This is a genomic window from [Zimmermannella] faecalis ATCC 13722, from assembly GCF_000381765.1.
GTDB lineage: Bacteria > Actinomycetota > Actinomycetes > Actinomycetales > Microbacteriaceae > Gulosibacter > Gulosibacter faecalis.
This window is the reverse complement of the sequence record NZ_KB907074.1, coordinates 74,561-98,616: the sequence shown is the minus strand read 5'-3', so window position 1 is coordinate 98,616 and position 24,056 is coordinate 74,561. Positions and strand designations below refer to the sequence as shown.

The 24,056-nt window shown below is 69.8% G+C and carries 22 protein-coding genes; 7 read left to right on the top strand and 15 right to left on the bottom strand.

The genetic code is table 11. The features are described from left to right. Positions 1-89: 89 nt before the first annotated feature. Positions 90-1,589, bottom strand: a complete 1,500-nt coding sequence (locus tag G328_RS13540; RefSeq protein ID WP_019617372.1) for an SPFH domain-containing protein — start codon at positions 1,587-1,589, stop codon at positions 90-92. Between the two features lie 149 nt (positions 1,590-1,738). On the opposite strand from G328_RS13540, the gene hrpB reads away from it, so the two are divergent. Beyond that, positions 1,739-4,264, top strand: coding sequence for an ATP-dependent helicase HrpB (gene hrpB / locus G328_RS0100455; RefSeq protein WP_019617371.1), 2,526 nt, complete (start codon positions 1,739-1,741; stop codon positions 4,262-4,264). On the opposite strand, the gene G328_RS0100450 is transcribed toward hrpB, so the two are convergent. Together G328_RS0100450 and G328_RS0100445 are read right to left on the bottom strand one after the other, a co-directional pair. Continuing rightward, entirely contained in the window at positions 4,261-4,953 is a 693-nt protein-coding gene (locus G328_RS0100450) for a CE1759 family FMN reductase (RefSeq protein ID WP_019617370.1), read from the bottom strand. The two genes, hrpB and G328_RS0100450, sit on opposite strands and share 4 nt — an antisense overlap. An 89-nt stretch (positions 4,954-5,042) precedes the next feature. Further along, complete coding sequence (locus G328_RS0100445) at positions 5,043-6,227, bottom strand: CE1758 family FMN-dependent luciferase-like monooxygenase (protein ID WP_019617369.1); 1,185 nt, start codon at positions 6,225-6,227, stop codon at positions 5,043-5,045. 155 nt (positions 6,228-6,382) lie between these two features. Here G328_RS0100445 and G328_RS0100440 point away from each other — a divergent pair, with 155 nt between their 5' ends. The 3 genes from G328_RS0100440 (at position 6,383) to G328_RS0100425 (ending at position 11,580) form a co-directional block, all read left to right on the top strand. Further along, positions 6,383-8,248, top strand: a complete 1,866-nt coding sequence (locus G328_RS0100440; protein ID WP_019617368.1) for a DEAD/DEAH box helicase — start codon at positions 6,383-6,385, stop codon at positions 8,246-8,248. After that, positions 8,248-10,194, top strand: a complete 1,947-nt coding sequence (locus tag G328_RS15570) for an ElyC/SanA/YdcF family protein (RefSeq protein WP_019617367.1) — start codon at positions 8,248-8,250, stop codon at positions 10,192-10,194. Before G328_RS0100440 ends, G328_RS15570 begins: the two co-directional genes overlap by 1 nt. 153 nt (positions 10,195-10,347) lie before the next feature. Further along, a complete protein-coding gene (locus tag G328_RS0100425; RefSeq protein WP_026339532.1) occupies positions 10,348-11,580 on the top strand; it encodes an acyl-CoA dehydrogenase family protein in 1,233 nt (410 codons plus the stop codon). Here the strand turns inward: G328_RS0100425 and G328_RS0100420 are convergent. From G328_RS0100420 to G328_RS0100410, 3 genes are read right to left on the bottom strand one after another with little or no spacing between them, the layout of a single operon-like run. Further along, positions 11,577-12,644 (bottom strand): heparan-alpha-glucosaminide N-acetyltransferase domain-containing protein, encoded by a 1,068-nt coding sequence (locus G328_RS0100420; protein WP_019617365.1) that lies wholly within the window; start codon positions 12,642-12,644, stop codon positions 11,577-11,579. The genes G328_RS0100425 and G328_RS0100420 overlap by 4 nt on opposite strands. 4 nt (positions 12,645-12,648) lie before the next feature. Continuing rightward, a complete protein-coding gene (locus G328_RS13530; RefSeq protein ID WP_019617364.1) occupies positions 12,649-13,197 on the bottom strand; it encodes a hypothetical protein in 549 nt (182 codons plus the stop codon). A gap of 38 nt (positions 13,198-13,235) precedes the next feature. Next, positions 13,236-13,529: an ArsR/SmtB family transcription factor gene (locus G328_RS0100410; protein WP_019617363.1), complete on the bottom strand. Its 294-nt coding sequence runs from the start codon at positions 13,527-13,529 to the stop codon at positions 13,236-13,238. A gap of 42 nt (positions 13,530-13,571) precedes the next feature. Between G328_RS0100410 and G328_RS0100405 the strand changes: the two genes are divergently transcribed. Then, the gene (locus G328_RS0100405) at positions 13,572-13,994 is read left to right on the top strand and encodes a DUF1801 domain-containing protein (protein WP_040904429.1); all 423 of its coding nucleotides are present in this window, start codon (positions 13,572-13,574) and stop codon (positions 13,992-13,994) included. A 6-nt stretch (positions 13,995-14,000) separates the two neighbouring features. Here G328_RS0100405 and G328_RS0100400 read toward each other — a convergent pair whose 3' ends face one another. The 6 genes from G328_RS0100400 to G328_RS13520 all read right to left on the bottom strand — a co-directional run bounded on the left by G328_RS0100400 (position 14,001) and on the right by G328_RS13520 (position 19,159). Beyond that, positions 14,001-14,915 (bottom strand): glycine betaine ABC transporter substrate-binding protein, encoded by a 915-nt coding sequence (locus tag G328_RS0100400; protein ID WP_019617361.1) that lies wholly within the window; start codon positions 14,913-14,915, stop codon positions 14,001-14,003. Positions 14,916-14,949: 34 nt separating this feature from the next. Further along, positions 14,950-15,618 carry an ABC transporter permease gene (locus tag G328_RS0100395; RefSeq protein WP_019617360.1) on the bottom strand — a complete coding sequence of 223 codons (669 nt, stop codon included), beginning with the start codon at positions 15,616-15,618 and terminating at the stop codon, positions 14,950-14,952. Then, a complete protein-coding gene (locus G328_RS13525; RefSeq protein WP_019617359.1) occupies positions 15,615-16,247 on the bottom strand; it encodes an ABC transporter permease in 633 nt (210 codons plus the stop codon). Before G328_RS13525 ends, G328_RS0100395 begins: the two co-directional genes overlap by 4 nt. Before the next feature lies 1 nt (position 16,248). Next, positions 16,249-17,064: an ABC transporter ATP-binding protein gene (locus G328_RS0100385; RefSeq protein ID WP_019617358.1), complete on the bottom strand. Its 816-nt coding sequence runs from the start codon at positions 17,062-17,064 to the stop codon at positions 16,249-16,251. A 44-nt stretch (positions 17,065-17,108) separates the two neighbouring features. Beyond that, positions 17,109-18,188 carry an NADH:flavin oxidoreductase/NADH oxidase gene (locus tag G328_RS0100380; RefSeq protein WP_019617357.1) on the bottom strand — a complete coding sequence of 360 codons (1,080 nt, stop codon included), beginning with the start codon at positions 18,186-18,188 and terminating at the stop codon, positions 17,109-17,111. Positions 18,189-18,265: 77 nt separating this feature from the next. Then, a complete protein-coding gene (locus tag G328_RS13520; protein ID WP_019617356.1) occupies positions 18,266-19,159 on the bottom strand; it encodes a LysR family transcriptional regulator in 894 nt (297 codons plus the stop codon). Between the two features lie 91 nt (positions 19,160-19,250). Between G328_RS13520 and rarD the strand changes: the two genes are divergently transcribed. Both rarD and G328_RS0100365 read left to right on the top strand, forming a co-directional pair. Further along, positions 19,251-20,312 (top strand): EamA family transporter RarD, encoded by a 1,062-nt coding sequence (gene rarD / locus G328_RS13515; RefSeq protein WP_154651488.1) that lies wholly within the window; start codon positions 19,251-19,253, stop codon positions 20,310-20,312. Positions 20,313-20,358: 46 nt separating this feature from the next. Then, positions 20,359-21,420 carry a tartrate dehydrogenase gene (locus G328_RS0100365; protein WP_019617354.1) on the top strand — a complete coding sequence of 354 codons (1,062 nt, stop codon included), beginning with the start codon at positions 20,359-20,361 and terminating at the stop codon, positions 21,418-21,420. Here the strand turns inward: G328_RS0100365 and G328_RS0100360 are convergent. The 3 genes from G328_RS0100360 to G328_RS0100350 all read right to left on the bottom strand — a co-directional run bounded on the left by G328_RS0100360 (position 21,417) and on the right by G328_RS0100350 (position 24,041). Beyond that, the gene (locus G328_RS0100360; protein ID WP_019617353.1) at positions 21,417-22,052 is read right to left on the bottom strand and encodes a hypothetical protein; all 636 of its coding nucleotides are present in this window, start codon (positions 22,050-22,052) and stop codon (positions 21,417-21,419) included. The two genes, G328_RS0100365 and G328_RS0100360, sit on opposite strands and share 4 nt — an antisense overlap. A 62-nt stretch (positions 22,053-22,114) precedes the next feature. Continuing rightward, complete coding sequence (locus G328_RS0100355; protein ID WP_019617352.1) at positions 22,115-22,495, bottom strand: DUF4870 domain-containing protein; 381 nt, start codon at positions 22,493-22,495, stop codon at positions 22,115-22,117. A gap of 73 nt (positions 22,496-22,568) precedes the next feature. Beyond that, entirely contained in the window at positions 22,569-24,041 is a 1,473-nt protein-coding gene (locus tag G328_RS0100350; RefSeq protein WP_019617351.1) for a lipase maturation factor family protein, read from the bottom strand. Between the last annotated feature and the right edge of the window lie 15 nt (positions 24,042-24,056).

Genomic DNA, 24,056 nt, shown 5'->3' with positions numbered 1-24,056 from the left:
AGCGCGATTCAAGCACCGCCTGCTTGCGCTTCGTCTGAAGAAAACGGCCCGCACCACAAATTGGCGCGGGCCGTTATCAGTTCGTTGGACTACTCGGCGGTTTCGCCGCCCTGTTTCGGAGCTGCCGGAGCCGCCGGCGCCGCGCCGCGCATGCCCCGCGCGAGTGCGTCGCCCGTGCGCTCGCCCTCAACGCTCGACTGAATGAGCGCGCCAAGGTCGATGCCCGTCGCGTTCTTAATCGCGTCGAACGGCGCGCGCATCGTCGCGGCCGACTCGGCGACCTGGTGCTGAGCGCCACCGTCGGTCGTGATGACGGTGTAGCCGTCGATCGCCTGCTGCGCCTTCGCGAACTCGGCAACCATCGGCACGAGCTGGTCGATGAGGCGCTGCGTGATGAGCGCCTGCTCGTGCTTCTCTACCGCCTCACCGAGGGCGAGCTGCGAGGCCGCCTCAGCCTCACCGGCCTTGCGGATCGCTTCGGCCTCCGCCTCGGCTTCGACCCGGCGGGCGTGCGCGTCGGCGTCCGCCTTCGCGCGGCGAGCGGTCGCCTCGGCCTCGGCGGCCGTCGTGCGGGCAACGGCCTCACCGCGGGCCGCGGTCGTGCGGGCGGCCGCGTCGGCCTCCGAGACGAGCTTGCGGGTCTCGGCCTCCTTGCTCTGCTGGTACGCGGTGGCGTCGGCACGGCGTTCCTGCTCGTAGAGGGTCGCGTCGGCGACCTTCTTCACCTCGGCGTCGAGCTGCGACTGCTTGTTCTGCGCCTCCTGCTCGAGCACGGCCTGCTGGAGCTCGGCACGGCGCAGCGCCTCGGCCTGCTCAGCCTCCGCGTTCGCGCGGCCAACCTTCGCCTTCGCGGCAGCCTCGGACTCCTGGAACGCGGTGCGCTCGTAGAGGGTTTCGGTGTTCGTCTCGATCTGGCGCTTCGCGACGGCACGCTCGGCGTCGATCTTCGCGGTGTCGGCCTCGCGGTGCACGCGCTGGAGCTCCTGTGCACCGAGCGCCTCGATGTAGCCGCCCTGATCGGTGATGCCGAGAATCTGGAACGAGTCGAGCACGAGGCCCTGGCGCTCGAGGTCGGCCTCAATACCCTCGGCGATCTGCTCGGCGAGCGCCTTGCGGTCTTTCATGAGCGTCTCAACGGTGAGCGTCGCGACGACGCCGCGCAGCGCACCCTCGAGCACCTCAGTCGTGAAGGCCTCGATCGCGCGGTCCTGCGAAAGGAAGCGCTCGGCGGCGCGACGGATCGCCTCGGGCGCCGAACCGACCTTGACGAGCGCGATGCCCTCAACGTCAACCGTGACACCGTTCGCCGCCTGCGCGGTCGGCTTGATCTCGATCGACCGCGAGCGCAGCGAGAGCTTCGACGAGCGCTGCGTGAACGGGTTCACGAAGAGGCCACCACCCGAGATCACCTCGATCTTCGAGTGCTCTTGGCCCCGTTTCGCCTTGCCGGTGATCACGAGGGCCTCGTCGGCGGCGGCCGTGCGATACCAGGTGCGGGAAATAATGATGAAGACGATGAGCGCGATGATCGCGACGGCGATCACCACGACGAGGATGATGACGCCGAGCGCGCCAGCAAAGATGTCCACAGGGGGTCCTTTCACAACGAGGAACGCGCGCCCCGCTGCGGCGTGAGGCGTCGCTCCTCAACTGTGGCACGCGCATCCGCCGCGATCGAGTGGCGCGAGATGTATCGACATCACCCGCGAGGCGGATGCGCGTTGTTACGATCGGGCGGATGCCGCAGGACACGCCTTTCGATCTCGTTCGCATCGGCCGTGGCCTTCCCGCGGCCGGGCTCGTCGGGCAGCTCGGCGCCTCGCTCGCGGAACCGGGCTCGCGCGCCGTGGTCGCGGCCCCGCCCGGTTCGGGCAAGACGACCGTCGTTCCTCCCGCCGTCGCGGAGCTCGTGGGCGCCGGCTCGCGTGTGGTCGTGACGCAGCCGCGCCGGGTCGCGACGCGCGCGGCAGCCGCTCGGCTCGCCGAGCTCACGGGCACGCCGCTCGGCGAGCTCGTCGGCTACTCGGTGCGTGGCGAGCGCAAGCTCGAGCGCGGCGCCCGCATCGAGTTCGTGACGGCGGGGCTGCTCGTGCGCCGACTGCTCGCCGACCCGGAACTTCCGGGCGTCGCCGCGGTCGTGCTCGACGAGGTGCACGAGCGCTCGCTCGACGGCGACCTCGCGGTTGGGCTCCTCGGCGAGGTTGCCCAGCTGCGCGACGACCTGCGTCTCGTCGCGATGTCGGCGACCCTCGATGCGGAGCGGTGGGCGACGTTGCTCGACGCCGAGGTGTGCGAGGTGGAGGTCGCGCCGCATCCGCTCGAGGTGCGCTGGGCGCCGCCGCCCCGCGACGCGCCCGCGCTCGACGCGCGCGGCGTCACGCGCGGGTTCCTCGACCACGTCACTCGGGTGACCGCCGACGCGTTCTCGGCCCTGACCGACCCGGCCGCGAGCGCGCTCGTGTTCGTGCCGGGCGGCCGCGAGGTGGATGCGGTGGTGACGGGCCTGCGCGCTCGCGGCATGGATGCGGCGCCGCTCACGGGATCGCTTTCGCTCGCGGAGCAGCAGCGGGTGCTGCGCCCGACCGGACGGGGCCGCGTGATCGTCGCGACCTCGATCGCCGAGACCTCGCTCACGGTGCCCGACGTGCGGCTGGTCGTCGACTCCGGGCTCGCGCGCGAGCCCCGCGTCGACCTTGCCCGCGACATGCCGCAGCTCGTGACGGTGTCGGTCTCGCGCGCGGCCGCGACCCAGCGCGCGGGGCGCGCGGCGCGCGTGGGACCGGGCACGGCCATCCGCTGCCTCGCCGAACTCGACTGGGCGCGCCTGCCGCGCGAGGCGACACCCGAGATCGAGACCGCCGACCTCGCGCCCATGGCCCTCACGCTCGCGGCGTGGGGCACCCCCGACAGGGCCGACCTCCCCCTGCCCGAGGCACCACCCGCGGCGGCCCTGCGGCGAGCGCAGACGACGCTGCGAAGCCTCGGCGCGCTCGACGACCGGGGCATCACCCCACTCGGCCGCCGGCTCGCGACGATCCCCGCGCATCCCCGCATTGCCCGCGCGCTCGTCGATTCGGCGCGCGACCTCGGGCCGCGCCGGGCCGCCGAGTACGCGGCCGCGCTCGAATCTGACCGCCGCGCCCCGGGCGCCGACCTCGCGAAGCTGCTGCGCGACCTGCGCGCCGAACACGGTGGTGCCGGCGCCCGCTGGCGGGCCGACGCGAAGCGGCTCGCGTCGCTCGTGCCCGAGCGCACCGGCGCGGGCGCGGGCGACCGGATGAGCGACGACGCGGGGCTCGCACAGTTTGTCGCCCTCGCGTATCCCGAACGCCTCGCGCGAGCCCGCGGCGGCGGGTATCAGCTCGCCTCGGGCACCGGCGCGACGATCCCGCCCGGGAGTCCGCTCGCGGGCCAGCCGTGGCTCGCGGTTGCCGAGGTTGCCCGCGCGACGACGCGCGACGGGTCGGGGGCGGTGATCCGCCAGGCGATTCCGATCGATGAGGCAACCGCGCTGGCGGCCGCCGAGACGCTCCTGCACGAGGAGGTCGACACCCGGTGGGAGGGCGGTCGTGTGCGGGCGAGCCACCGGGAGCTGCTCGGCGCGATTGTGCTGCGCGAGTCACCGCAGCGGCCCGACGAGGCCGCGGCACGCGACTGCGTCGCCCGCGAAATCGCGCGCACCGGGCTCGGGATGCTCACGTGGCGCGATGCGGCCGCCAGGCTCCGGCGTCGGCTCGCGCTGCTGCACCGCGTGCTCGGAGCCCCCTGGCCCGACGTTGACGACCGGGCGCTCCTCGCGCGGCTCGACGAGTGGTTCGTGCCCGAACTCGATCGGCTCGCGGGCGGCACCGCGGCGAGTGCGATCGACCTGCTCGACCCGCTGCGGCGGCTCCTCCCCTGGCCCGAGGCGGGCCGACTCGATGAGCTCGCGCCCGAATCGCTCGAGGTACCGACGGGGTCGCGCGTGCAACTGCAGTATCCGGAGGTGGGCGACGACGGCCCGCCGGTGCTCGCGGTGAAGCTGCAGGAGTGCTTCGGCCTTGTCGAAACGCCGCGCATCGCCGAGGGCCGGGTGCCGGTGCTGCTACACCTGCTCAGTCCGGCCCGGCGGCCGCTCGCCGTGACCGACGACCTCGCCTCGTTCTGGGCGGGTCCGTATGCGCAGGTTCGGGCCGAGATGCGCGGACGCTACCCGAAGCATCCCTGGCCCGATGATCCGCTGACCGCCCTGCCGATGCGGGGCACGAAGCGCTCGGGTCGCTAGCTCAGCGTGCCGCCAGCGGCGAGGCGCATGAGGTCGCTCGAAAGATCGATCTCGTCGTTCCCGGAGCTCTTCGCACTGCCGAAGTCGTGCTGGTACGTGTCCCAGTTCGTTTCGCGCAGGCGCTTCGCGAAGCGCGATTCCATGAGCAGCCACAGCTCGCCCGCGGCGCGGCGGAAGCGGCTCGCGAAGGCCGGATCGTTCCAGTCTTCCGTCGCGGCGAATAGCGACGTCGGAGTCACGAGTGCGCGCAGGTACGCGAACTGCGAGCGCATCTGTCCGTCGATTACGAGGGCGTGCCGGCTCGTACCGGCGGTCGCGCCGAGCACGACGGGCGTGCCGATGAGCAGGTCGCGGTCGAGCACCTGAAAGAACCCGCTGAACAGGCCCGAGGCCTCGGCCTTATAGACCGGCGTCGCGGCGATGACCGCGTCGGCTTCGGCAAGCAGCTCACTCGCGCGCTCGAGGCCCTCACCCCGAAGGCCCGTCACCAGCCCGTTGCCGATCTCCTGCGCGAGGTCGCGCAGCCCGATCGCCGCAACCTCGAGTTCGGCCCCCGACGAATCGGCGAGGCGCGTGAGCTCTTCGACCACGCGGTCGGCGAGCATCGCGGTCGACGACGGGTTCGATGTGCCCGCGTTCACGACGACGACGCGGAAGCGCTCGGTGCTGGGGCTCGGGGTTTCGGTCATGACGGAAATAGTCCTCTCAACTCTTCTGCAACGTGCAACGCGAATCGGCGCGCGAAGATTCCGGGAGGAACCTTCCCGCGCCGGTCGCGCTATTCGGCCTCGCGGGCGGCCGTGACCTCATCGGTGTCGAGGTAGGGCGAGCCGCCCGTGACGTTGTCGCCGCGGTTCGCCTGCGGCCGGGGCTGGCGAACCGGGCCGTCACCGTACTTCTTCTGCACGAGCAGCTCGTGCGTCGGCGCCGGGGCCGACTCGGGGTCACGCCGGCCCTCGAGCTCCTTGCGCACGACCGGGATCACCTCGCCACCGAGCAGTTCGAGCTGGTCGAGCACCATGCCGAGCGGAAGCCCCGCGTGGTCTTGCAGGAACAGCTGGCGCTGGTAGTCGCCGAAGAGGTCGTGGAAGCCGAGGATCTTGTCGATGACCTCCTGCACGCTGCCGACGGCGAGCGGGGTCGCCTGCGAGAACTGCTCGAGCGACGGCCCGTTGCCGTAGACCGGCGCCTCGTCGAAGTAGGGGCGGAACTCGCGGTACGCGTCCTGCGACTTCTTCGCGATGAACGCCTGCCCGCCGAGGCCGACGATGGCGTCCTTCTTCGTGCCGTGACCGTAGTGCTCGAAGCGCTCGCGGTAGAAGTTCGCGAGGCGCAGCGAGTGCTCGGGCGGCCAGAAGATGAAGTTCGCGAAGTAGCCGTTGCCATAGAACGCGGCCTGCTCGGCGACTTCGGGCGTACGAATCGAGCCATGCCACACGAACGGAGGCACGTCGTCGAGGGGGCGCGGCGTCGACGTGAAGCCGTTGAGCGGCCCGCGGAACTTCCCCGACCAGTTCACGACGTCTTCGCGCCAGAGGCGGTGCAGGAGGTTGTAGTTCTCGAGCGCGAGCGGCAGCCCCTGGCGGATGTCCTGCCCGAACCACGGGTACACGGGTGCGGTGTTCCCGCGGCCGAGCATGAGGTCCATCCGGCCGTCGGCGACGTGCTGCAGCATGGCGTACTCCTCGGCGATGCGCACCGGGTCGTTTGTCGTGATGAGCGTCGTCGAGGTGGTGAGGATGAGCTTCTCAGTCTGCGCTGCGATCGCCGCGAGCAGCGTCGTCGGTGAGGAGGAGAAGAAGGGCGGGTTGTGGTGCTCGCCGATCGCGAAGACGTCGAGCCCGACCTCTTCGGTCTTCTTCGCGATCTCGATCGCGGCACGGATGCGCTCGGCCTCGCTCGGCGTCTCGCCGGTGACCGGATTGCGGGTGACGTCGCTCACGGACATGATGCCGAACTGCATGGCGTTCTCCTCAATTGGATTGATGTATGCGTTTACATGGAGTTGGAACGCGGCTTCGCCCGAAGCTATTCCGAAAAACCGAAGGTTGCCTCGAACTCGTCGCAGATCGGCCCCACACGCCGGGCGGAGGGCCGCTCCACGGTAGGCTTTACCCCATGACGCCTCGCGTAGATAGCCAGAACCCTGAGGCGCACGACGCCCCCGAGACCGACCAGCCCACCTTCGCCGAGCTCGGCCTCTCGGAGCCCGTCCTCGAAGCAATCCGCGAGATCGGGTACGAGACCCCCTCCCCGATCCAGGCGGCGACGATCCCCGTGCTGCTCGAGGGGCGCGACGTCGTCGGGCTCGCGCAGACCGGAACGGGCAAGACCGCGGCATTCGCGCTCCCCGTGCTCTCGCGCATCCACGGCGGCGCCCACAAGCCGCAGGCGCTCGTGCTCTCCCCCACCCGTGAACTCGCACTGCAGGTCGCCGAGGCCTTCGAGAGCTATGCGACGAAGGTGCCCGACGTGCGCATGGTGCCGATCTACGGCGGCGCGCCGTACGGCGCCCAGCTCAGCTCGCTGCGCCGCGGCGTCGATGTCGTCGTCGGCACGCCCGGCCGCATCATGGATCACCTCAAGCGCGGCAGCCTCGACCTCTCTGAGATCAAGTTCCTCGTGCTCGACGAGGCCGACGAGATGCTGAAGATGGGCTTCGCGGAGGACGTCGAGACGATCCTCGCCGACACGCCCGCCGAAAAGCAGGTCGCCCTCTTCTCGGCGACGATGCCGCCGCAGATTCGCCGCATCTCGCAGCAGTACCTCAACGACGCCGCCGAGATCACGGTGAAGTCGACGACGCAGACGTCGAAGAACATCTCGCAGCGCTACCTCGTCGTGCCCTACCACCAGAAGGTCGACGCGCTCACGCGCATCCTCGAGGTGGAGGAGTACGAGGGCCTCATCGCGTTCGTGCGCACGAAGAGCGAGACCGAACAGCTCGCCGACAAGCTCCGTGCCCGCGGTATTTCGGCGAGCGCGATCAACGGCGACATCGCGCAGAACCAGCGCGAGCGCCTCGTGAGCGATCTGAAGTCGGGCAAGCTCGACGTGCTCGTCGCGACCGACGTCGCCGCGCGCGGCCTCGACGTCGACCGCATCACCCACGTCGTGAACTTCGACATTCCGACCGACCCCGAGTCGTACGTGCACCGCATCGGCCGCACCGGCCGCGCAGGCCGCACGGGCGCCGCGATCAGCTTCGTCACGCCGCGCGAGCGCCGCCTGCTCAACCACATCGAGCGCGTCACGCGCCAGCCGATGGAGCAGATGCGTCTCCCCTCGGTCGCCGACATCAACGAGACACGCCTGAGCCGCTTCGACGAGGCGATCACGAACGCCCTCGAAGAGACCGACCGTATCGCCGCCTTCCGCGACATCATCGACCACTACGTGCGCCACCACGACGTGCCCGAGGCCGACGTCGCCGCCGCACTCGCGGTCGTCTCGCAGGGCGACGACCCGCTGCTGCTCGACCCGAACGACGACCCCATGCAGAACCTCCCCGAGTTCGGCGGCCGCGGCGAGCGCGACCGTGGTGACCGGGGCGACCGCCGCGACTCAGGCCGCCGCGAGCGCCGCGAGTCGAACCAGAACCTCACCGCGTACCGCATCGAGGTCGGCAAACGCCACCGTGTCGAGCCGCGTCAGATCGTCGGCGCGCTCGCGAACGAGGGCGGGCTCGGGCGCGACGACATCGGCGCGATCAACATCTTCCCGGCGTTCACGATCGTCGAGCTGCCCCGCGGCCTTTCGCGCGACGACCTCGACCGACTGGGCGCGATTCGCGTCGCCGGTCAGACGATCGACATTCGCCCCGACAACGGGCCTCGCAAGAGCCGCAAGCGTGACGACGACTTCCGCGGCGGACGCGGCGGCGGTGGCGGGTACGGCGGCGGCGGATACGGCGGTCGCAACAGCGGCGGCCGTGGCGGCTACCGCGGTGGCCGAGGCGGTGGCGGGGGCCGCGACCGCTACTAGTGGAGGCACCCGCGCTGCTCGCGCTGTTCTTCGGCGCGTTGCTCCTCCCCGTCGTACTCATCCCCTATGTGGGCTGGAGTAATCGACGAGGGGTAACCGGCCCCGGCCACGCGCTCATCAGCGCGGCCGGGGTCGTGTACTTCGCGGCGCTGCGGGTGCTCACGATCTTCCCGCCGCCTGACTCCGACCTCCTCGAGCACGTCGCCATCGGCGTCGCCGCCTTCATACCGTTCGGGGCGCTCGTCCGCTATCTCTTCGGAGCGCGCGTCGTCACCACGGTCGCCATCGGCGTCGCGGTGTCGCTCGCGATCGAGACGACGCAGGTCACGGGCGTCTTCGGCCTCAACCCGAGCGCTTCCGGGCCCTTCGACGTCGTCGATCTGCTCGCGAACACGGTCGGGGCGCTCATTGGTTGCGCGCTTGCCCCGCTACTCGCGCGGGTGCCGGGACAGCACCGCCACGATCCGCACGAACCCGCCAGGGTCACGGCCGGTCGGCGGCTGGTCGCGGGCGCAGTCGATGCCGTGACGGTGTTCGGGGTCGGCTTCGGTCTTCCGCTATCGTTCGATCTCGCTCTCGCCCTCGCGTACCCGGCGACGTTTGAAACCATGCCGCTCCACGCACACATCGACTGGGTGTATGCGGGCACCGTTGTCGTGTCTGCCACACTCGCGTACTTCGTCGTGCCCGCCGCAATCGGCGCGACGTTCGGCCAGCGGCTCGCCTACCTTCGGGTCGTGCAGACCGACGGCGCATCGCCCGGGGTCGCTCGCACGCTCATCCGCTTCATCGCTGGCGGCGGCACCTACTTCGTGCTCATCGCGCTCTCCACTCTCGAGGTTCCCGTCACCGCGTGGCTCGCGCACACGTGGGCGGTCGTCGCCATCCTCGCGATCCTCATTTTCAGCTCGCGTGGCGTGAGCGGCTGGGCAGCAGACCTCCGCCTAATCGATGCCCGCGACCCCGACACCGCGCGCGCCGCAGGTGCCCGCGACGGTGAGCCGCGACGCATGAGCGCCGCGGTGCTCGCGCTCGGTGGCATCGTGTATCTCGGGTTCGCGTTGTTGCTCGGGCTCGCGTCACTCCTGCCGGTGGCTGGGCTGGGGCTCGGCCTGCTGGGCGCGATCGCCCTGCTCGGCGCGACCCTGTGGTTTGCGGGCTATCTGCTCGTCGCCGGCATGACGACGCTGCGCCGCGAGGGCCGCACCGTGTCGAACCTGCTCGGCATCGCGGCGGTCGTGGGAGTGATCGGTGTTGCCGCGGTCTTCGTCGTCGCGGTGCTACTGCAGGTCGGCTGGCTCATCGTCGTAACGGTTGCTGCCCTCGGCCTCACCGCGTACCTCGCGTTCGTGTTCTTCGCGTTCCTCGGGTACGGCCAGGTCTTCGCACGTCTGCGGCCTCGAGCGGGGTTCGACGCGGTCGTCGTGCTCGGTTCGAAGGTGTTCGGCGATCGCGTGCCGCCGCTGCTCGCTGCCCGTATCGACCGCGGACTCGAGGCGCAGCGGCAGGAACTCGCCGAAGGTCGCCGCCCCGTGCTCATCTGCTCGGGCGGCAAGGGTGACGACGAACAGGTCGCCGAGGGCGAGGCGATGGCCCGCTACGCGATCGAACACGGCGCCGAGCGCTCGCTCGTGCGCGCCGAGGCCGCCTCGACGAACACCGACGAAAACCTGCGGTTCAGCCTCGACCTCTTGCGTCGCGAGGGCCGAGGAGAGCAGTTGCTCGTCGCGACGAACGACTACCACGCGTTCCGCGCGGCGATGCTCTCGCGCAGGCTCCGCATCGACGCGCAGGTCGTCGGCGCAAAGACCGCGAGGGACTACTTTCCCTCGGCTGTGCTGCGCGAATACATTGCCGTGCTCGTACTCGAGAAGTGGACCCACCTCGTGCTGGGCGGCGTCACCGCACTCAGCGCACTGCTTGCCTGGATGATCGTTCGGTTCTAGGGAATCGAACGAATGTGACGCGATATGGCGCGTGCGTGACGGCGCGCAGTCACGCACGGTCATGCTCCGCAACGTGGTACGCGATCTCGTGCGCGTGACGAACGCCCCTGCCTAGCGTGTCGGTCAACCAACACCACGACGAAGGGCAGCACCATGACCATCACCACTCCACAAACCGACCGCTGGCAGGACGCGGCCACTCCAACAAGCGCGGCCGATTGGCTTGCTCGTGCCCAGGAGGTCGCCGATGTGCTCGCCGTCGATGCCCTCGAGCGCGACCGGGCGAACGCGGCCCCGTACGCCGAGGTCGAGCTGCTGAAGGCCTCGGGTCTCGTGACCCTGCTCGGCCCTCGCGAGTTCGGTGGCGGTGGGGAGACCTGGGCAACGGCCTACCGAGTGATCCGCATCGTTTCGCGTGCCGACGGCTCGATCGGGCAGTTGCTCGGCTACCACTACCTTTGGGCGTGGGCGGCGCGCCTCGTCGCCACCGACGAGCAGATCGCCGCGGTCGAAGAACTCGCGACCTCGACCAACGCCCTGTATGGCGGCGCCGTGAACCCGCGCGACGGCGACCTCACGATTCGCGAAGACGGCGACGAGCTCGTGTTCTCAGGGCGCAAGTCATTCTCGACCGGTGGCCGCGTCGCCGACCTCACGGTGCTTGAGGGCGTGCTCGAGGGCACCGACACGCACATCTTCGCGATCGTGCCTACCGCGCAAGAGGGCATCGTGTTCGCCGGCGACTGGGATGCGCTCGGCCAGCGCCTCACCGAGTCCGGTTCGGTTGAGATCCGCGACGTTCGCGTGCCCTGGTCAGCCGCGGCAGGCTTCGTCGACGGCGAGTTTCAGCCGCTCGTCTACAACACGTTGAACGTCCCGGCCATTCAGCTCGTGTTCGCCAACCTCTACCTCGGAATTGCCGAGGGCGCGCTCGCCGCCGCCGCAGAGTACACGCGCACGACGACCCGGGCCTGGCCCTACGGCGGCGACAACAAGGCGAGCGCGACCGAGGAGTGGTATCTGCTCGAGGGCTACGGAGTGCTGCAGTCGCGCCTCTGGGCGGACGAAGCCCTCCTCGATGCCGTCAACACCGAGGCGAGCGAGATCCTCCACGCGCCGCGCGAGCAGCTCACCGAGCGCCGTCGCGGCGAGCTCGCCGTGCGCGTGGCTGCCGCAAAGCTGCGCCTCGTTGATGACGGCCTCGAGGTCGCGAACCGCATCTTCGAGCTCACCGGTGCCCGAGCATCCGCGAGTTCGGTCGGACTCGATATCTATTGGCGCAATCTCCGTACGCACAGCCTCCACGACCCCATCGCGTACAAGAAGCGCGAGGTCGGCGACTACGCACTGCTCGGTCAGATTCCCGAGCCGACCTGGTATAGCTAACCAGCTGCGGCGAGCCGCCCGACGCGGCCCGCGAGCGCCTCGAGCGGGCCGCGGTCGAAGCGGCGCAGGTACAGCGGGCAGGCGATGAGCAGCACGACGACCGTGACGAACCAGGCGAGGTTGCTCAGTGGCAGCTGCGCACCGGGCCAGAGCAGCGCGAGGGAAAGGATGTGCGCCGAGTAGCTCGTGAGCGGCATCGCGCCGAGCGCGCCCAGCGGCCGGAGCACGGGCGCGAGCGCGGCGGGTAGGCAGAGGCAGACGCCGAGCACCCCAAACGCGAAGCCGGCCGAGGCGATGAGTTCGATCGTGCTCCCGCTGTGGGCCGTGATGTCGAGCAGCGCGCGTACGACGATCGCCGACGCCGAGTCCGGGTCGCCGGCGGATTCGAGATCGTAAATGAGGTCGAAGGCGAGCACGCCGACGCCCTGCGCGAGCAGCCACACCCCGAATCCAAGCACCGCCATTGCGAGCGCGTTCGTGATGCGTGTGATGTCGCCGCGCCCAATCGCGAGGCCGAGCAGCAGCAGTGGCAGCCACGTCGTGAGCGGATACATCCCGCCGATCAGGAAGTTGAGCCCCGGCGCGTAGGTGAGCCCGCCGAGATACATGAGGCACATGCCGAGCGACGGCCCGGCGAGCCCGATGCCCGCTGCGATGATCACCAGGGTTCGGGGCCGCAGCCGCAGGAACGGCAACACGAGCAGATACAGCAGTCCGTAGAAGGTGAGGATGATCGCGACGACGGTGCCGAGGGCCTCAAGCACGAGGCCGACCCCGAAGATGACGGCGCCCCGCCCGACGAGGCGCAATCGCAGCGTCGGCATCTCGTGCGGTTCGGGGATGCGCGTTCGGCCCGTCATGATCGCGATCGAGACGCCCGCGAGCAGTCCGAACAGGATCGACGGGTTGCCGTGAATCACGCCGAGCCACGTCGAGGGCTCGGTGAGCCAGAACTCGGGCACGTCGCCGGCGTGCGCGCCGATCATGCCGATGATCGCGAGCGCCCGCGCGTAGTCGAGGCCGTGGATGCGCACGGGGCGGGGTGGCAGGTCGCGCGAGGTCATGTCGCTAGAACAGTCCCGGATACGCGTCGTGGAGCGCGGCGACGGCACGGTCGAACGCGGCCCGGTTCGTGACGGCGCCCTCGCGGCGCATGCCGTCGTCGGTGACGCGGAGCAGCCGGTCGGGGTTCATGAAGCTCTCGCGGCCGCTTGAGTCCCAGCCGCCCGTGCCGATCGAGACGTACCCGCGGTGCTGCTTCGTCGAGAGGTAGCAGCCGAGCACCGACGTGGCGTCGAGGCGGGCGAGGATTAGCACGGGCCGGTCTTTGCCGCGGCCGTCGTTCTCGACGTACGGCACCCAGGTCCACACGACCTCGCCGGGGTCGGGTGCGCCGTCACGGTCGGGCGCGTAGCTCGTCGTGACGCCGCGCACGGCATCGGCACGAATCTCGCGGGTGGCGCCGCTGCCGTATTGGCCGGGGCTCGCATCCTGCTGCTGCGACTGTGGCCGAGACTGCGTCTTGCCAGCAGGCTTCGGCGACGATTTCGTCGAGACCGCCCGCACGACCGCGCCGAGGAGCTGTCGCCCCACGCGACCCCAGTTGATGTTCGCCATGTTCGCCTCTCGTCAGCGTGGTGTGTGCGTTGCGGCGCCTAGCCTACGTCTTCGGCCACGTGCTCGAGCGCATCCTCGATGAGGTGGCTCACGTGAAGGTCGGCGAGCTCGTACACCGACTCGCGACCGTGTCGCACGGCGCGCACGAGCTCTGCTTCGCGGAGCATGCGCAGGTGCTGCGACACGAGCGGCTGCGACATCGAGGTGGCCTCGACGAGTGCCGTCACGGTAGCCGGCTCCTCGCGAATGCGGCGCAGGAGCCGCAGGCGCGACTCGCTGCCGAGCACTTTGAACAGCCGGGCGGCTTTCGTCACGGCGAGATCGGGGTGCATTGTTCAAGACTACTGGCGCACATGCGCGCCTACACTCGGGTCATGGCGAGCGAGATCAAGACCCGGCCCACCGACCGCGACCCGCGCGAGTTCATTGCGGAGCTGCCAACGCAGCGGCGCCGCGATGAGGGCATCGTGCTGCTCGAGCTGTTCGCCGAGGTGTCGGGCGAGCCCGGGCGCATGTGGGGCCCCACGATGATCGGCTTCGGTGAGATCGACTACACGAACACGCTCGGCACGAACACGTGGTTCAAGATCGGCTTCAGCCCCCGTAGGGCGAAGCTATCGCTCTACGGACTGAACGAGTTCCCCGGCCAGCGCGAGATCATCGACACGCGACTCGGCAAGCACACCCTCGGAGTGTCGTGCCTCTACGTGAACGGACTACGCGACGTCGACGCCGACGCACTGCGCGAGCTCGTGCAGATCGGGTGGGATGCGCAGCTCGGCATCTCCGAGCGCTAGCGGGGCCTAACTCAGCCCCGCCTCGGCCAGCCAGTCGGCAGCGATGTCGGGCGTCGACCGCTGCTCCTGCGTGCTCTCGACGTTCATCGAAACGAGGTCATCGGCCGACAGCTGCGCGCTCACTTGGTTGATCACGTCGGCGGCCGCGGGGTCGAGGTCGGCGCTCGCGATCGGCACGACCTGTGACGCGAGGAAGAGCGATTCGGGGTCGTCGAGCACGACGAGCCCCTCGGTCTCAATGCGCGGGTCGGCCGTGTACACGTTCGCGACGTCGACCGTGCCGGCGAGGAGGTCTTCGACCGTCGTGTCGCCCGTCGCCTGGAACTCGACCTCGACGCCGTACACGTCGGCGAGCCCGCTGGGCCCGTATGGGCGCTCTGCGAGCTCGGGCGGGCCGCCGAGCGTGAGCGTGCCGTCGACGTCCGCGAGGTCGGAGATTGAACTCAGCCCGTTCGCCTCGGCAAACTCGGCGGTGACGGTGTAGGAGTCCTGGTCGCTCGCCTCGGCCTGGTCGAGCGCCTGCAGGCCCTCGGGCAGTGCGTCGGCGAGCGCCTCGTAGACGGCCTCGCTCTCGCGCTCGTCGGCTTCGGGGTCGAAGTACTGCAGCAGGTTGCCGGTGTACTCGGGGAACAGCGTGATCGAGCCCTGCTCGAGCTCGGGCAGGTAGTTCTCCCGCTGGCCGCTGTTGAAGCTGCGGTCGACGGTGAACCCTGCTCCCTCAAGCGCCTGCGCGTAGATTTCGGCGACGATCTCGTTCGAGTAGTAGGTCTGCGAGCCGATGACGATCGTGTCGCCCGAGGCGGCGCCCTCGGTGGCGTCGGTTTCGCCGAGGGGGTCGGCGCTCGCGCAGCCGGCGAGCGAGGCGGCGAAGAGCACGGCGGCGCCCAGGCCCAGCGTGGAGCGGAGTGTGCGGTTGATCATGGGGTCCTCCGGTTGGCTTCGGATGTGGTCAAGGCTACTCGCGGGTGCCGCGCGCGACGGCGGCGCGCTGCGCGACCGCGAGCAGCAGGTCGAGCGCGAGGGCGAGCGCCACGACGAGCACGGCACCGCCGAGCACCTGCGGATAATCGCGCAGTGCGAGGCCCGAGATGATCGGGAGCCCGAGCCCGCCGAGTCCGAGGTATGCGGCGATCGTGACGGTCGCGACGACCTGGAGCGTTGCGGTGCGCAGGCCGCCGACGAGGAGCGGCAGCCCGAGCGGCACCTCCACGCGGGCGAACACCTGCCACTCGGTCATGCCGACGCTGCGCGCTGCGTCGACGACGCGCGGATCGATCGCCTCGATGCCGCTGTAGGCGCCCGCGAGGAGCGACGGAATCGCGAGGATCACGAACGTGATGAGCGCCGCCTCGCTGCGCTGCGTCACGCCAAGCAGCAGCACGAGGAGCACGAGCAGGCCAAACGACGGAATCGCGCGGGCCGCGCCAGTCACGGCGACGGCGATCTCGCGGCCGCGGCCCGTGTGCCCGATGTACCAGCCGAGCGGTACGGCGAGCAGTGCCGCCACCGCGACCGCGACCGCCGTCGTGCCGAGGTGCTGGCCGAGCAGCGCGAGAAGCGACCCGGCCCCCTGCCACTGCTCGGGGGCGAGGAGCCACGCGAAGGCCTCGAGGAAGAAGTTCATGCGCGCCGCCAGGGGGTGAGCATCCGCCCCGCGAGCATGAGCACGAGGTCGAGCACGAGTGCGATCACGACGACCGCACCGACGCCCGCGAGCACCTCCGCGATGATGCGTCGCTGCAGTCCGTTCGTGAAGAGGTAGCCGAGGTTCTCGACGCCGACGAGGATGCCGACGGTCGCGAGCGCGACGGTGCTCACCGAGGCGACGCGCAGGCCCGCGACGAGCACCGGCACCGCGAGGCGGAGGTCAACTTCGAAGAACCTGCGCACGCCCGCGTATCCCACCGCCCGCGCGGCCTGGCGCACGTCGGGGTCGACCGAGTCGAGAGCGTCGACGACCGAGCGGACGAGAATCGCGAGGCCGTAGAGCGTGAGGGCGACGACGAGGTTCGTCTCGCTCGACGCGGGATACCCGGCGATGAGCGGCAGAATCACGAGCAGCGCGAGCGAGGGCACGGTGTAGAGCAGGCCCGTGATGCCGGTGAGGAGCCCGCGCAGCGGCCGATACCGCCACGCCGCCCAGCCGATTGGGATCGACAGGATGAGCGCGACGGCGAGCGCGACGGCGCTCTGCCGTGCGTGCACGAGCGTGAGCCGGCCGATGAGGTCGAGGTTGTCAATGACCCAGTTCACGTCAGCCTTCGTCGAGCACGCCCTGCGTGCGCCCCTGCGCATCGACCACGACGGTGCCGTGGCGCGTGCGGCGCAGGTGCAGCGCGCGTTTGCCGCGCTCGGCGCCGATGATCTTCGCGACAAAGTCGGTCGCGGGCGCCTCGATGATCTCGCTCGGGCTGCCGACCTGCAGGCGCTCGGCGCCCTTCGCGAGAATGACGACCTGATCGCCAAGCAGGAACGCCTCGTCGATGTCGTGCGTCACGAACACGACCGTCTTGTCGAGCTCCCGCTGGAGCCGAATGAGCTCCTGCTGGAGCTCGGCGCGCACGATGGGGTCGACGGCGCCGAAGGGCTCATCCATGAGCAGGATGTTCGGCTCCGCCGCGAGCCCTCGGGCGACGCCAACGCGCTGCTGCTGCCCGCCCGAGAGCTCGCTCGGATACCGGTCGGCGAGCTCGGGGTCGAGCCCGACGGTCGCCATGAGTTCGGGCACGCGGGCGCGCGCCTCGCGCCTCGCGACACCCCGCAACCGCGGCACGGTCGCGATGTTGTCGGCGACCGTGAAGTGCGGCATGAGCCCCGAGTTCTGCATGACGTAGCCGATGCCGCGGCGCAGCTCGACAGGGTTGAGCTGCGACACCGGTTCGCCATCGATCTCGATGACGCCCGAGGTCGGTTCGACCATGCGGTTGATCATGCGCAGCAGCGTCGTCTTGCCGCAGCCCGACGACCCGACGAACACGGTTGTTTTGCCCGACGGGATCGTGAGGCTGAAGTCGTCGACCGCGGCGGCCTCGGCGCCGTAGCGCTTCGTGACGTTTCGGAACTCGATCATTGGGCCGCCAATCGCCGGGGTGCTCGCCCGAGCCTACCGGTGCCCTAGCGGTGGGCGCGCAGGTAAGGCCCAGGCACGAGGCCCGCGTCGTAGCGCAGCTCGCGCTGCGCCTCGATCGCGAAGCGCGGGTTGCGGAGCATCTCGCGCCCGACGAGCACGGCGTCGGCCTGACCCGTGAGCAGCACGTGCTCGGCCTGCAGCGGGTGGTTGATCATGCCGACTGCGGCCGTCGGCATGCCCGCCTCGGCCCGCACGCGCTCCGCGAACTCGGTCTGGTAGCCGGGCCCGACCGGAATCTCGGCGAGCACGTTGCCGCCCGTCGACACGTCGAGCAGGTCGACGCCGTGCCCACGCAGCCACGTGGCTAGCTGCACCGTGTCCTCGACCGTGACGCCGCCGGCGGTCCAGTCGGTCGCCGAGACGCGCACGAACACCGGCATCGTTTCGGGGACCTCGGCGCGCACGGCGTCGACGATCTCGAGGTGCAAGCGCGCGCGGTTCTCGAGCGAGCCGCCGTAGTCGTCGGTGCGCTCGTTCGACAGCGGCGAGAAGAACTCGTGGAGCAGGTAGCCGTGGGCGGCGTGGATCTCGACGAAGTCGAAGCCTGCCTCGACCGCCCGACGTGCCGCATCCACGAACCCCTGTCGCACGGCGGCGATGCCGTCGGCGTCGAGGGCGCGGGGCGTTGCAAGGCCGTCGAACGCGATCGCCGACGGGGCGACGGTCTCCCAGCCACCGTCTTCGATCGGCACCGAGCCCGACTTCCCGCCAGTGTCGTACTCGCGGTACGTGCTCGCCTTGCGGCCCGCGTGCGCGAGCTGCACGCCGATCGCCGCGCCTTGTGAGTGCGCGAAGTCGACGATGGGGCGCAGGGCATCGCGCTGCTCGTCGTTCCAGAGCCCGAGGTCCTCGCGGGCGATGCGCCCTTCTGGCACGACCCCGGTCGCCTCGACGATGATCGCGCCGGCGCCGCCGATCGCGAACTGGCCGAGGTGCGCGAAGTGCCAGGCCGTCGCGACGCCGTCGTGTGATTCCACCTGGTACTGACACATCGGCGGCACCCAGATGCGGTTGCGGAATTCGACTCCGCGCAGCGTGAGTGGCTCGAACAGCTTGTGGGACATGGCTGGCTCCTTGTGGGTCGCACAGTACGGATGGACTCGTACGGCAACCAACGGGCCCGGCCCGGTATTCCCGTCGTCTACGTCGCGGCCTCGGGCCGGTGCGCGAGCAGCTCGAGCACGGCGGCCATGAGCGGCGTCTCGTGCTGGCTGCGGCGCGCGACCGTGTAGACGGTGCGGGCCTCGGCCGCGCCGAGCTCGATGAGGCGCGTGCCCTCGAGCAGGTGGGCGGGCGTGAGCGCCGGGAGGAACCCGACCGCGACGCCCGAGCGCGCGAGGTTGTGGTGCACGAGCACGTCCGACGACTCGTAGCGGATGCGCGGCTCGAAGCCCAGGCGTCGACAGAGCGCGACCGCCCAGTCGCGCGTCGGGGTTCCGGGCATCTCGACGACCCAGTCGAGGTCGGCGACGTCGCGCGGACCCGTCACCTCGAAGTCGAGGTCGTTTGGCACAACTAGGAGCATGGGGTCGGTGAACAGCACGGTCTCGACGAGGTCCGGGTGGTGCGGGAACGTTTGCCCCCGGTAGCGCTCGACAATGCCGAGGTCGGAGTCGCGTGAGATGACGCGCTCGCGGGCGACGTCGGCGTCGGCCTGCACGAGCGTCACGTGCGCCTCGGGGTGCGCGTCCCGCAGCCCGCGCACGAGTTCCGGCACCATCGCGAGGCACGCGCTCTCATACGCCGCGACCGCGAGCGTGCCGCGCACCTCATCGTGCGACGCCGACACCGCGCTGCGCGCGCCCTCCCACTCGCGCAGCACGGCCTGCGCTCGTTCGAGCAGCACGAGCCCTTGCGGCGTGAGACGCACTCGCCGCCCGTCAGGTTCGAGCAGCGGCGCCTCGAAGTCGCGCTCGAGCTGGGCGAGCTGCTGCGACACCGCCGACGTGCTGTATTGCAGCCGCTTCGCGACCGCCGAGACCGTGCCGAGCCGATCGAGTTCGATGAGCATTCGGAGCCGTTTCATCTCACTCATGCCACCCACTCCGTTCGTTAAGTAATACGCAACATTATTGTCTTAGTATTGCAGCTTTTACTTAGAGGTCGCGAGCCCTAACGTTGGCCATGTGACCGATCTCGTAATGCCCACCACCGGCGCTATTCAGGTGCTCCCGCAGCAGCAGCGGCAGGCCGTCTCGGCGGCGACCGCACCGCGCCGCGCGACGCCGGTCGGCATCGCGACGTCGGTCATTGCCTCGGTCTCGTTTGCGGCACTCTTCGGCGTCCCGAGCATGATCGACGGGCTCGGCCCGTTCGCGACGTTCGGCTGGCGCATCCTCGCCGCCCTGCCCTTCATGGCGCTCATTCTCACGCTCATGCGCGTGTGGCCCGAGGTTCGCGCGACCTTCGCGCGCATCCGCCGTCGCCCGACGCTCGCGCTCGTTCTCGTCGCCGATGCGCTGCTCTTTGGCCTGCAGACCTTTCTGTTCGCGTGGGGGCCGATGACCGGCAACGCGCTCGCCGTCTCGATGGGCTATTTCTTGCTCCCGCTCGTGCTCGTCGCGCTTGGCGTGGTGCTCTACCGTGAGCGCCTGAGCGGGTTCGGCATCGCCGCGGTCGCGTTCGCGCTCGGCGGCGTCATCATCGCGCTGACGACCGGCGCAAGCGTCGGCTGGGCGACCTTCGCCGTCGCGCTCGGCTATCCCGCCTACTTTGTGCTGCGTCGCCGCTTCGACCTCGACTCCCCCGCCGCACTCGCCCTCGAAATGACCGTGCTCGCGCCGATCGCCCTCGTGTTCGTGCTGCAGCCCGCCGATGCCGGCGCCATGGTCGCCTCGCCCGCCAACTGGGTGGGCGTGGCGCTTCTCGGCCTGCTCACCGCGATCGGGTTCTCGACCTACTCACTCGCTCAGAAGGGCCTGCCGATGAGCCTGTTCGGCATGCTCAGCTACCTCGAGCCCGTGCTGCTCGTCGTCGTATCGGTTGCGATCCTCGCCGAACCCCTCGGCCTCGCCGACGCCCTCACCTACGGCGCGATCGGCATCGCTATTGTGCTGCTCGGCCTTGACGGCCTCCCGAAGCGGCTGCGCCGGGATGCGCGCCGCGAGGCCCGAGCGCGCCGTCGCGCCCGTCGCTCGGCCGTGTCAGACTCCCGGTCGAAGCGCGTGCTGGCCTCGCGCAAACGCTGATTCGCCTCTATTGTCAGTACAAACTGACTAGACGCGAGGAGCACCGATGACCCGCACCACCTACCGCATCGACACGATTCCGGGCGACGGCATTGGCGTCGACGTAACCGCCTCGGCGGTCGCCTGCGTCGACGCGATCGCCGAACGCCACGACTTCGCTGTCGAGTGGCGCGAGCGCGATTGGGGCACCGATCGCTATCGCAACACGGGTCGCATGATGCCGGTCGACGGCATCGAGCAGCTGCGGGATGGCGACGCGACGTTCCTCGGCGCGGTCGGCACGCCCGACGTGCCCGACGACGTGACGCTGTGGGGGCTGCTGATTCCGATTCGTCGCGAGTTCGACCAGTACGTCAACCTACGCCCGATGCGTCTGCTGCCGGGCCTCACGAGCGCCGTGCAGGGCGCCGACGATCTCGATATCGTCGTCGTGCGCGAGAACGTCGAGGGCGAGTACAGCTCGATCGGCGGCCGGTTCGGGCGCGGCGATGCGGAGACCGCGGTGCAGGAGGCCGTGTTCACGCGCGCCGGTGTGGCCCGCGTCGCGAAGTTCGCGACCGACCTCGCGGCGAAGCGCGGCGGCGCGCTCGTGTCGGCGACGAAGTCGAACGGCATCATTCACACGATGCCGTTCTGGGACGAGGTCGTCGCCGAGACGGCGGCCGGCACCGGCGTCGAGATCGACAAGGTGCTCATCGATGCCCTCGCGGCCCGCCTCGTCATGAAGCCGACGAGCATCCGCACGATCGTCGCCTCGAATCTGTTCGGCGACATCCTCTCCGACCTCGTCGCGGGCATCGCGGGTTCGATCGGCATCGCCCCGAGCGGCAACCTCGACCCCGAACACCGCTACCCGTCGATGTTCGAGCCCGTGCACGGCTCGGCCCCCGACATTGCCGGCAAGGGCATCGCGAACCCGGTCGGCGCGATCTGGGCGAGCGCCATGATGCTCGAGCACCTCGGCGAAACCGAGGCGGCCGCCTCGCTCACGACGGCGTTCGAGTCGGTGCTCGCCGACGGCGTGCGCACCCCCGACCTCGGCGGCGACGCGACGACCCAGTCGTTCACCGACGCCGTCATCGCGAAGGTGCGCGCCTCAGCAAGCTAGGCGGCAGCGTCTGCGCCCATCACGTCGGCCCACGGCTCGACGTGATGGCGCCACTGCAGGCGCACCGTCACGGCGCCCTCGGCGACATCGGCCACCTCGATGCCTGCCGTGCGGAATGCGGCGGCGACCTCGTCTTCGAGCTCGCCACCGCGAACCGTCAACAGCACGTCAACGGGCGCCTGCTCGTCGAACTCCTCCCATGCGTTCACCCAGAGCACGACGGCGCCGCGCTGGCCCTCACGTTGGGGCACATCGGCGTGGTCGGTGAACACGCCCGCATCGATGTCCTCGTCTTCGAGCTCGTCGAGGGCAGTGAAGAAGCGGTCGGTGTCGGTGGCCTCGTCGACCCACTCGTCAGCGGCCTCGGCGGCCGACTCCCAGATCACGCGCACAAGTTCGAGCGTCGCGGCGTCAGCGTCGGCTTCGAGCGCGGCGACGAACGCCTCGGGCAGCTCGTCGTCGTCCTCGTCGTCAAGGTATTCGACGAGCAGTTCCTGCGCATCGTCCGGGTCAAGGATCTCCCCCGTCAGCACCCGCAGATAGAGATCGTCGAGAAACCAGTACGCCTCTACGTCGTCGCCGAATCCGGCGATAGCGGGCGTCGAGTCCAGTAGATTGCGCTCAAGTGACATGCCGCGAAGGTACCGCCCGCGAATGGCACGCAGCCGACGCGGAGGTTACCGAATGCTGTGTGTTAACTCAGGATCGGGAGCTGCAGCGGGTAGCGGAACGGACGACCGCCGGAGGTGCGCACCGCACCCCAGATACCGAAGATGAACGTGAGCGCGCTCGCCGCGATGATGAGCAGGATGCCGATCGGCAGCAGGATGATCGTGAAGCAGAGAATCCAGCCGAGCACCGACATGATCCACGCCGAAATCTGGAAGTTGAACGCGCCAGCCGCGGCCGAGCGCACGAAGCGCGAGTTGTTGCGGTAGATCAGCCACACGATGAGCGGGCCGAGAATCGACAGCCATCCCGCCGAGATGAGGGCGGCAATCGGCGCCGCGAGGTGGGCCAGCATCGCGGCGGTGCGTTCCTGGGTGGTGGTGTTCTGCGGCTGGTCGGTACTCACGAGTACTCCAATGCTGTGGGGCGGATACGCACAGCATCCCACGCGCAGGTTGCGGATCGCCGATGGTCGCGGTCTAGCGACGCTTGATGCGCATTGGCGCCTTGCGGATGCGTCGCTCGTCGCGCAGCCACACCGCGCCGGTCTCGCGCCGTTCGGCGCGCGTCGTGAACCGGTAGCGGTAGGCGACGACGCGAATCCAGGTTGGCCGCTCACCCCCGAACGGGTCGTGGCGCAGGAGCTGGAGCGTCTGCGGGTCGGCTTCGAGGAGGCGCCCGAGGAACGTCGTGAACCAGCCCTCGAGCGGCCGGCCGAGCGGGAGGAACCACATGAGCCAGTCGAGCCGCAGATGCCTCGGCGCGACCTGTGGCGGCCGGCGGCGGGTGTCGCCCGGCTTGCCGGAGAACTCGTACTCGTGCCAGGTCGCGCTCGCCGGGTCGTCGTCGCGCGTGCCCTCGATGACGTACTCGACGCGCCGCTTCGTGACCGTGCCGAACGCGCCGTATGCGTTCGCGAGCTGCAGCCGGTTGAACGAGCCGTTCATCACCTGCCGTCCGCTCGGGAAGAAGAGATTGCGAACGGCCGGCCAGCTGAGCCAGACGTAGCCCGCGAACACGATGCCCGTGATGATCAGCCAGTAGAGGGGAATCTCGGGCGACGCAACGGTTGCCGGCGCCGAGGCCCACGGCACGGCGAGGCCCGACGCGGCGATGACGATCGTGGCCCAGTTGAGCCAGGCGAAGTTGCCCGTGAGCACGAGCCAGAGTTGCGTCGCGATCATGATCGCCGCGGCCGCGGTGCCGATCATGGCCGGTACCGGCCCCGGCACCCAGTACCCGAGCAGGGGCACGGCGAGCAGCCACGGCACGATGAGCTGCGCGAAGTGATTGCCGAGCACCTCGAGCTTGTGAAACCAGCGCGGCAACAGGTGCGCCTGGCGACTCAGCGGGCCGGGCAGCGGCTGCGTCTCGTGGTGGTACGTCAGGGCGGTGAGGTCGCGCCATTCGCGACCACCGCGGAGCTTGATCATGCCGGCCCCGAACTCGAGCCGGAACAGCAGCCACCAGAACAGCACGATCACGAACACGGTGGGTGGTTCGTGCGCCGAGCCGAGGAACGCCGCGAGAAAGCCGACCTCGAGCAGCAGCAGCTCCCAGCCGAATCCGTAGAAGGCCTGCCCGAGCGAGGTGATCGATCGGTATCCCGCCCACAGGGCGAGGAACGCCGCCATCGCGACGGGCGGCGGACCGAGTTGTGGGACACCTGCGACGAGCAGCGCCGCGATGACGAGCATGCCGACGCAGAGGATGCGCAGGCGGCGGTCGGTGTAGCGCACGTAGCGGAAGATCGTGAAGCGCAGTCGCCGTCGTCGGCTCGGTGAGCTTGCCGCCCAGTCGAGGAGTTTCGGCGCGGGCTGCAGGCCGCGCTCGCCGAGTAGCGCGGGAAATTGCCGCAAGGTCGACCAGAACGCGACGAAGTAGAGCGCCGCGATGCCCCGTTGCAGCACCTCGCGGGCGATGACGTAGTCGATCGCCGACAGCCCCTCCATGCCGCCAGGCTACCC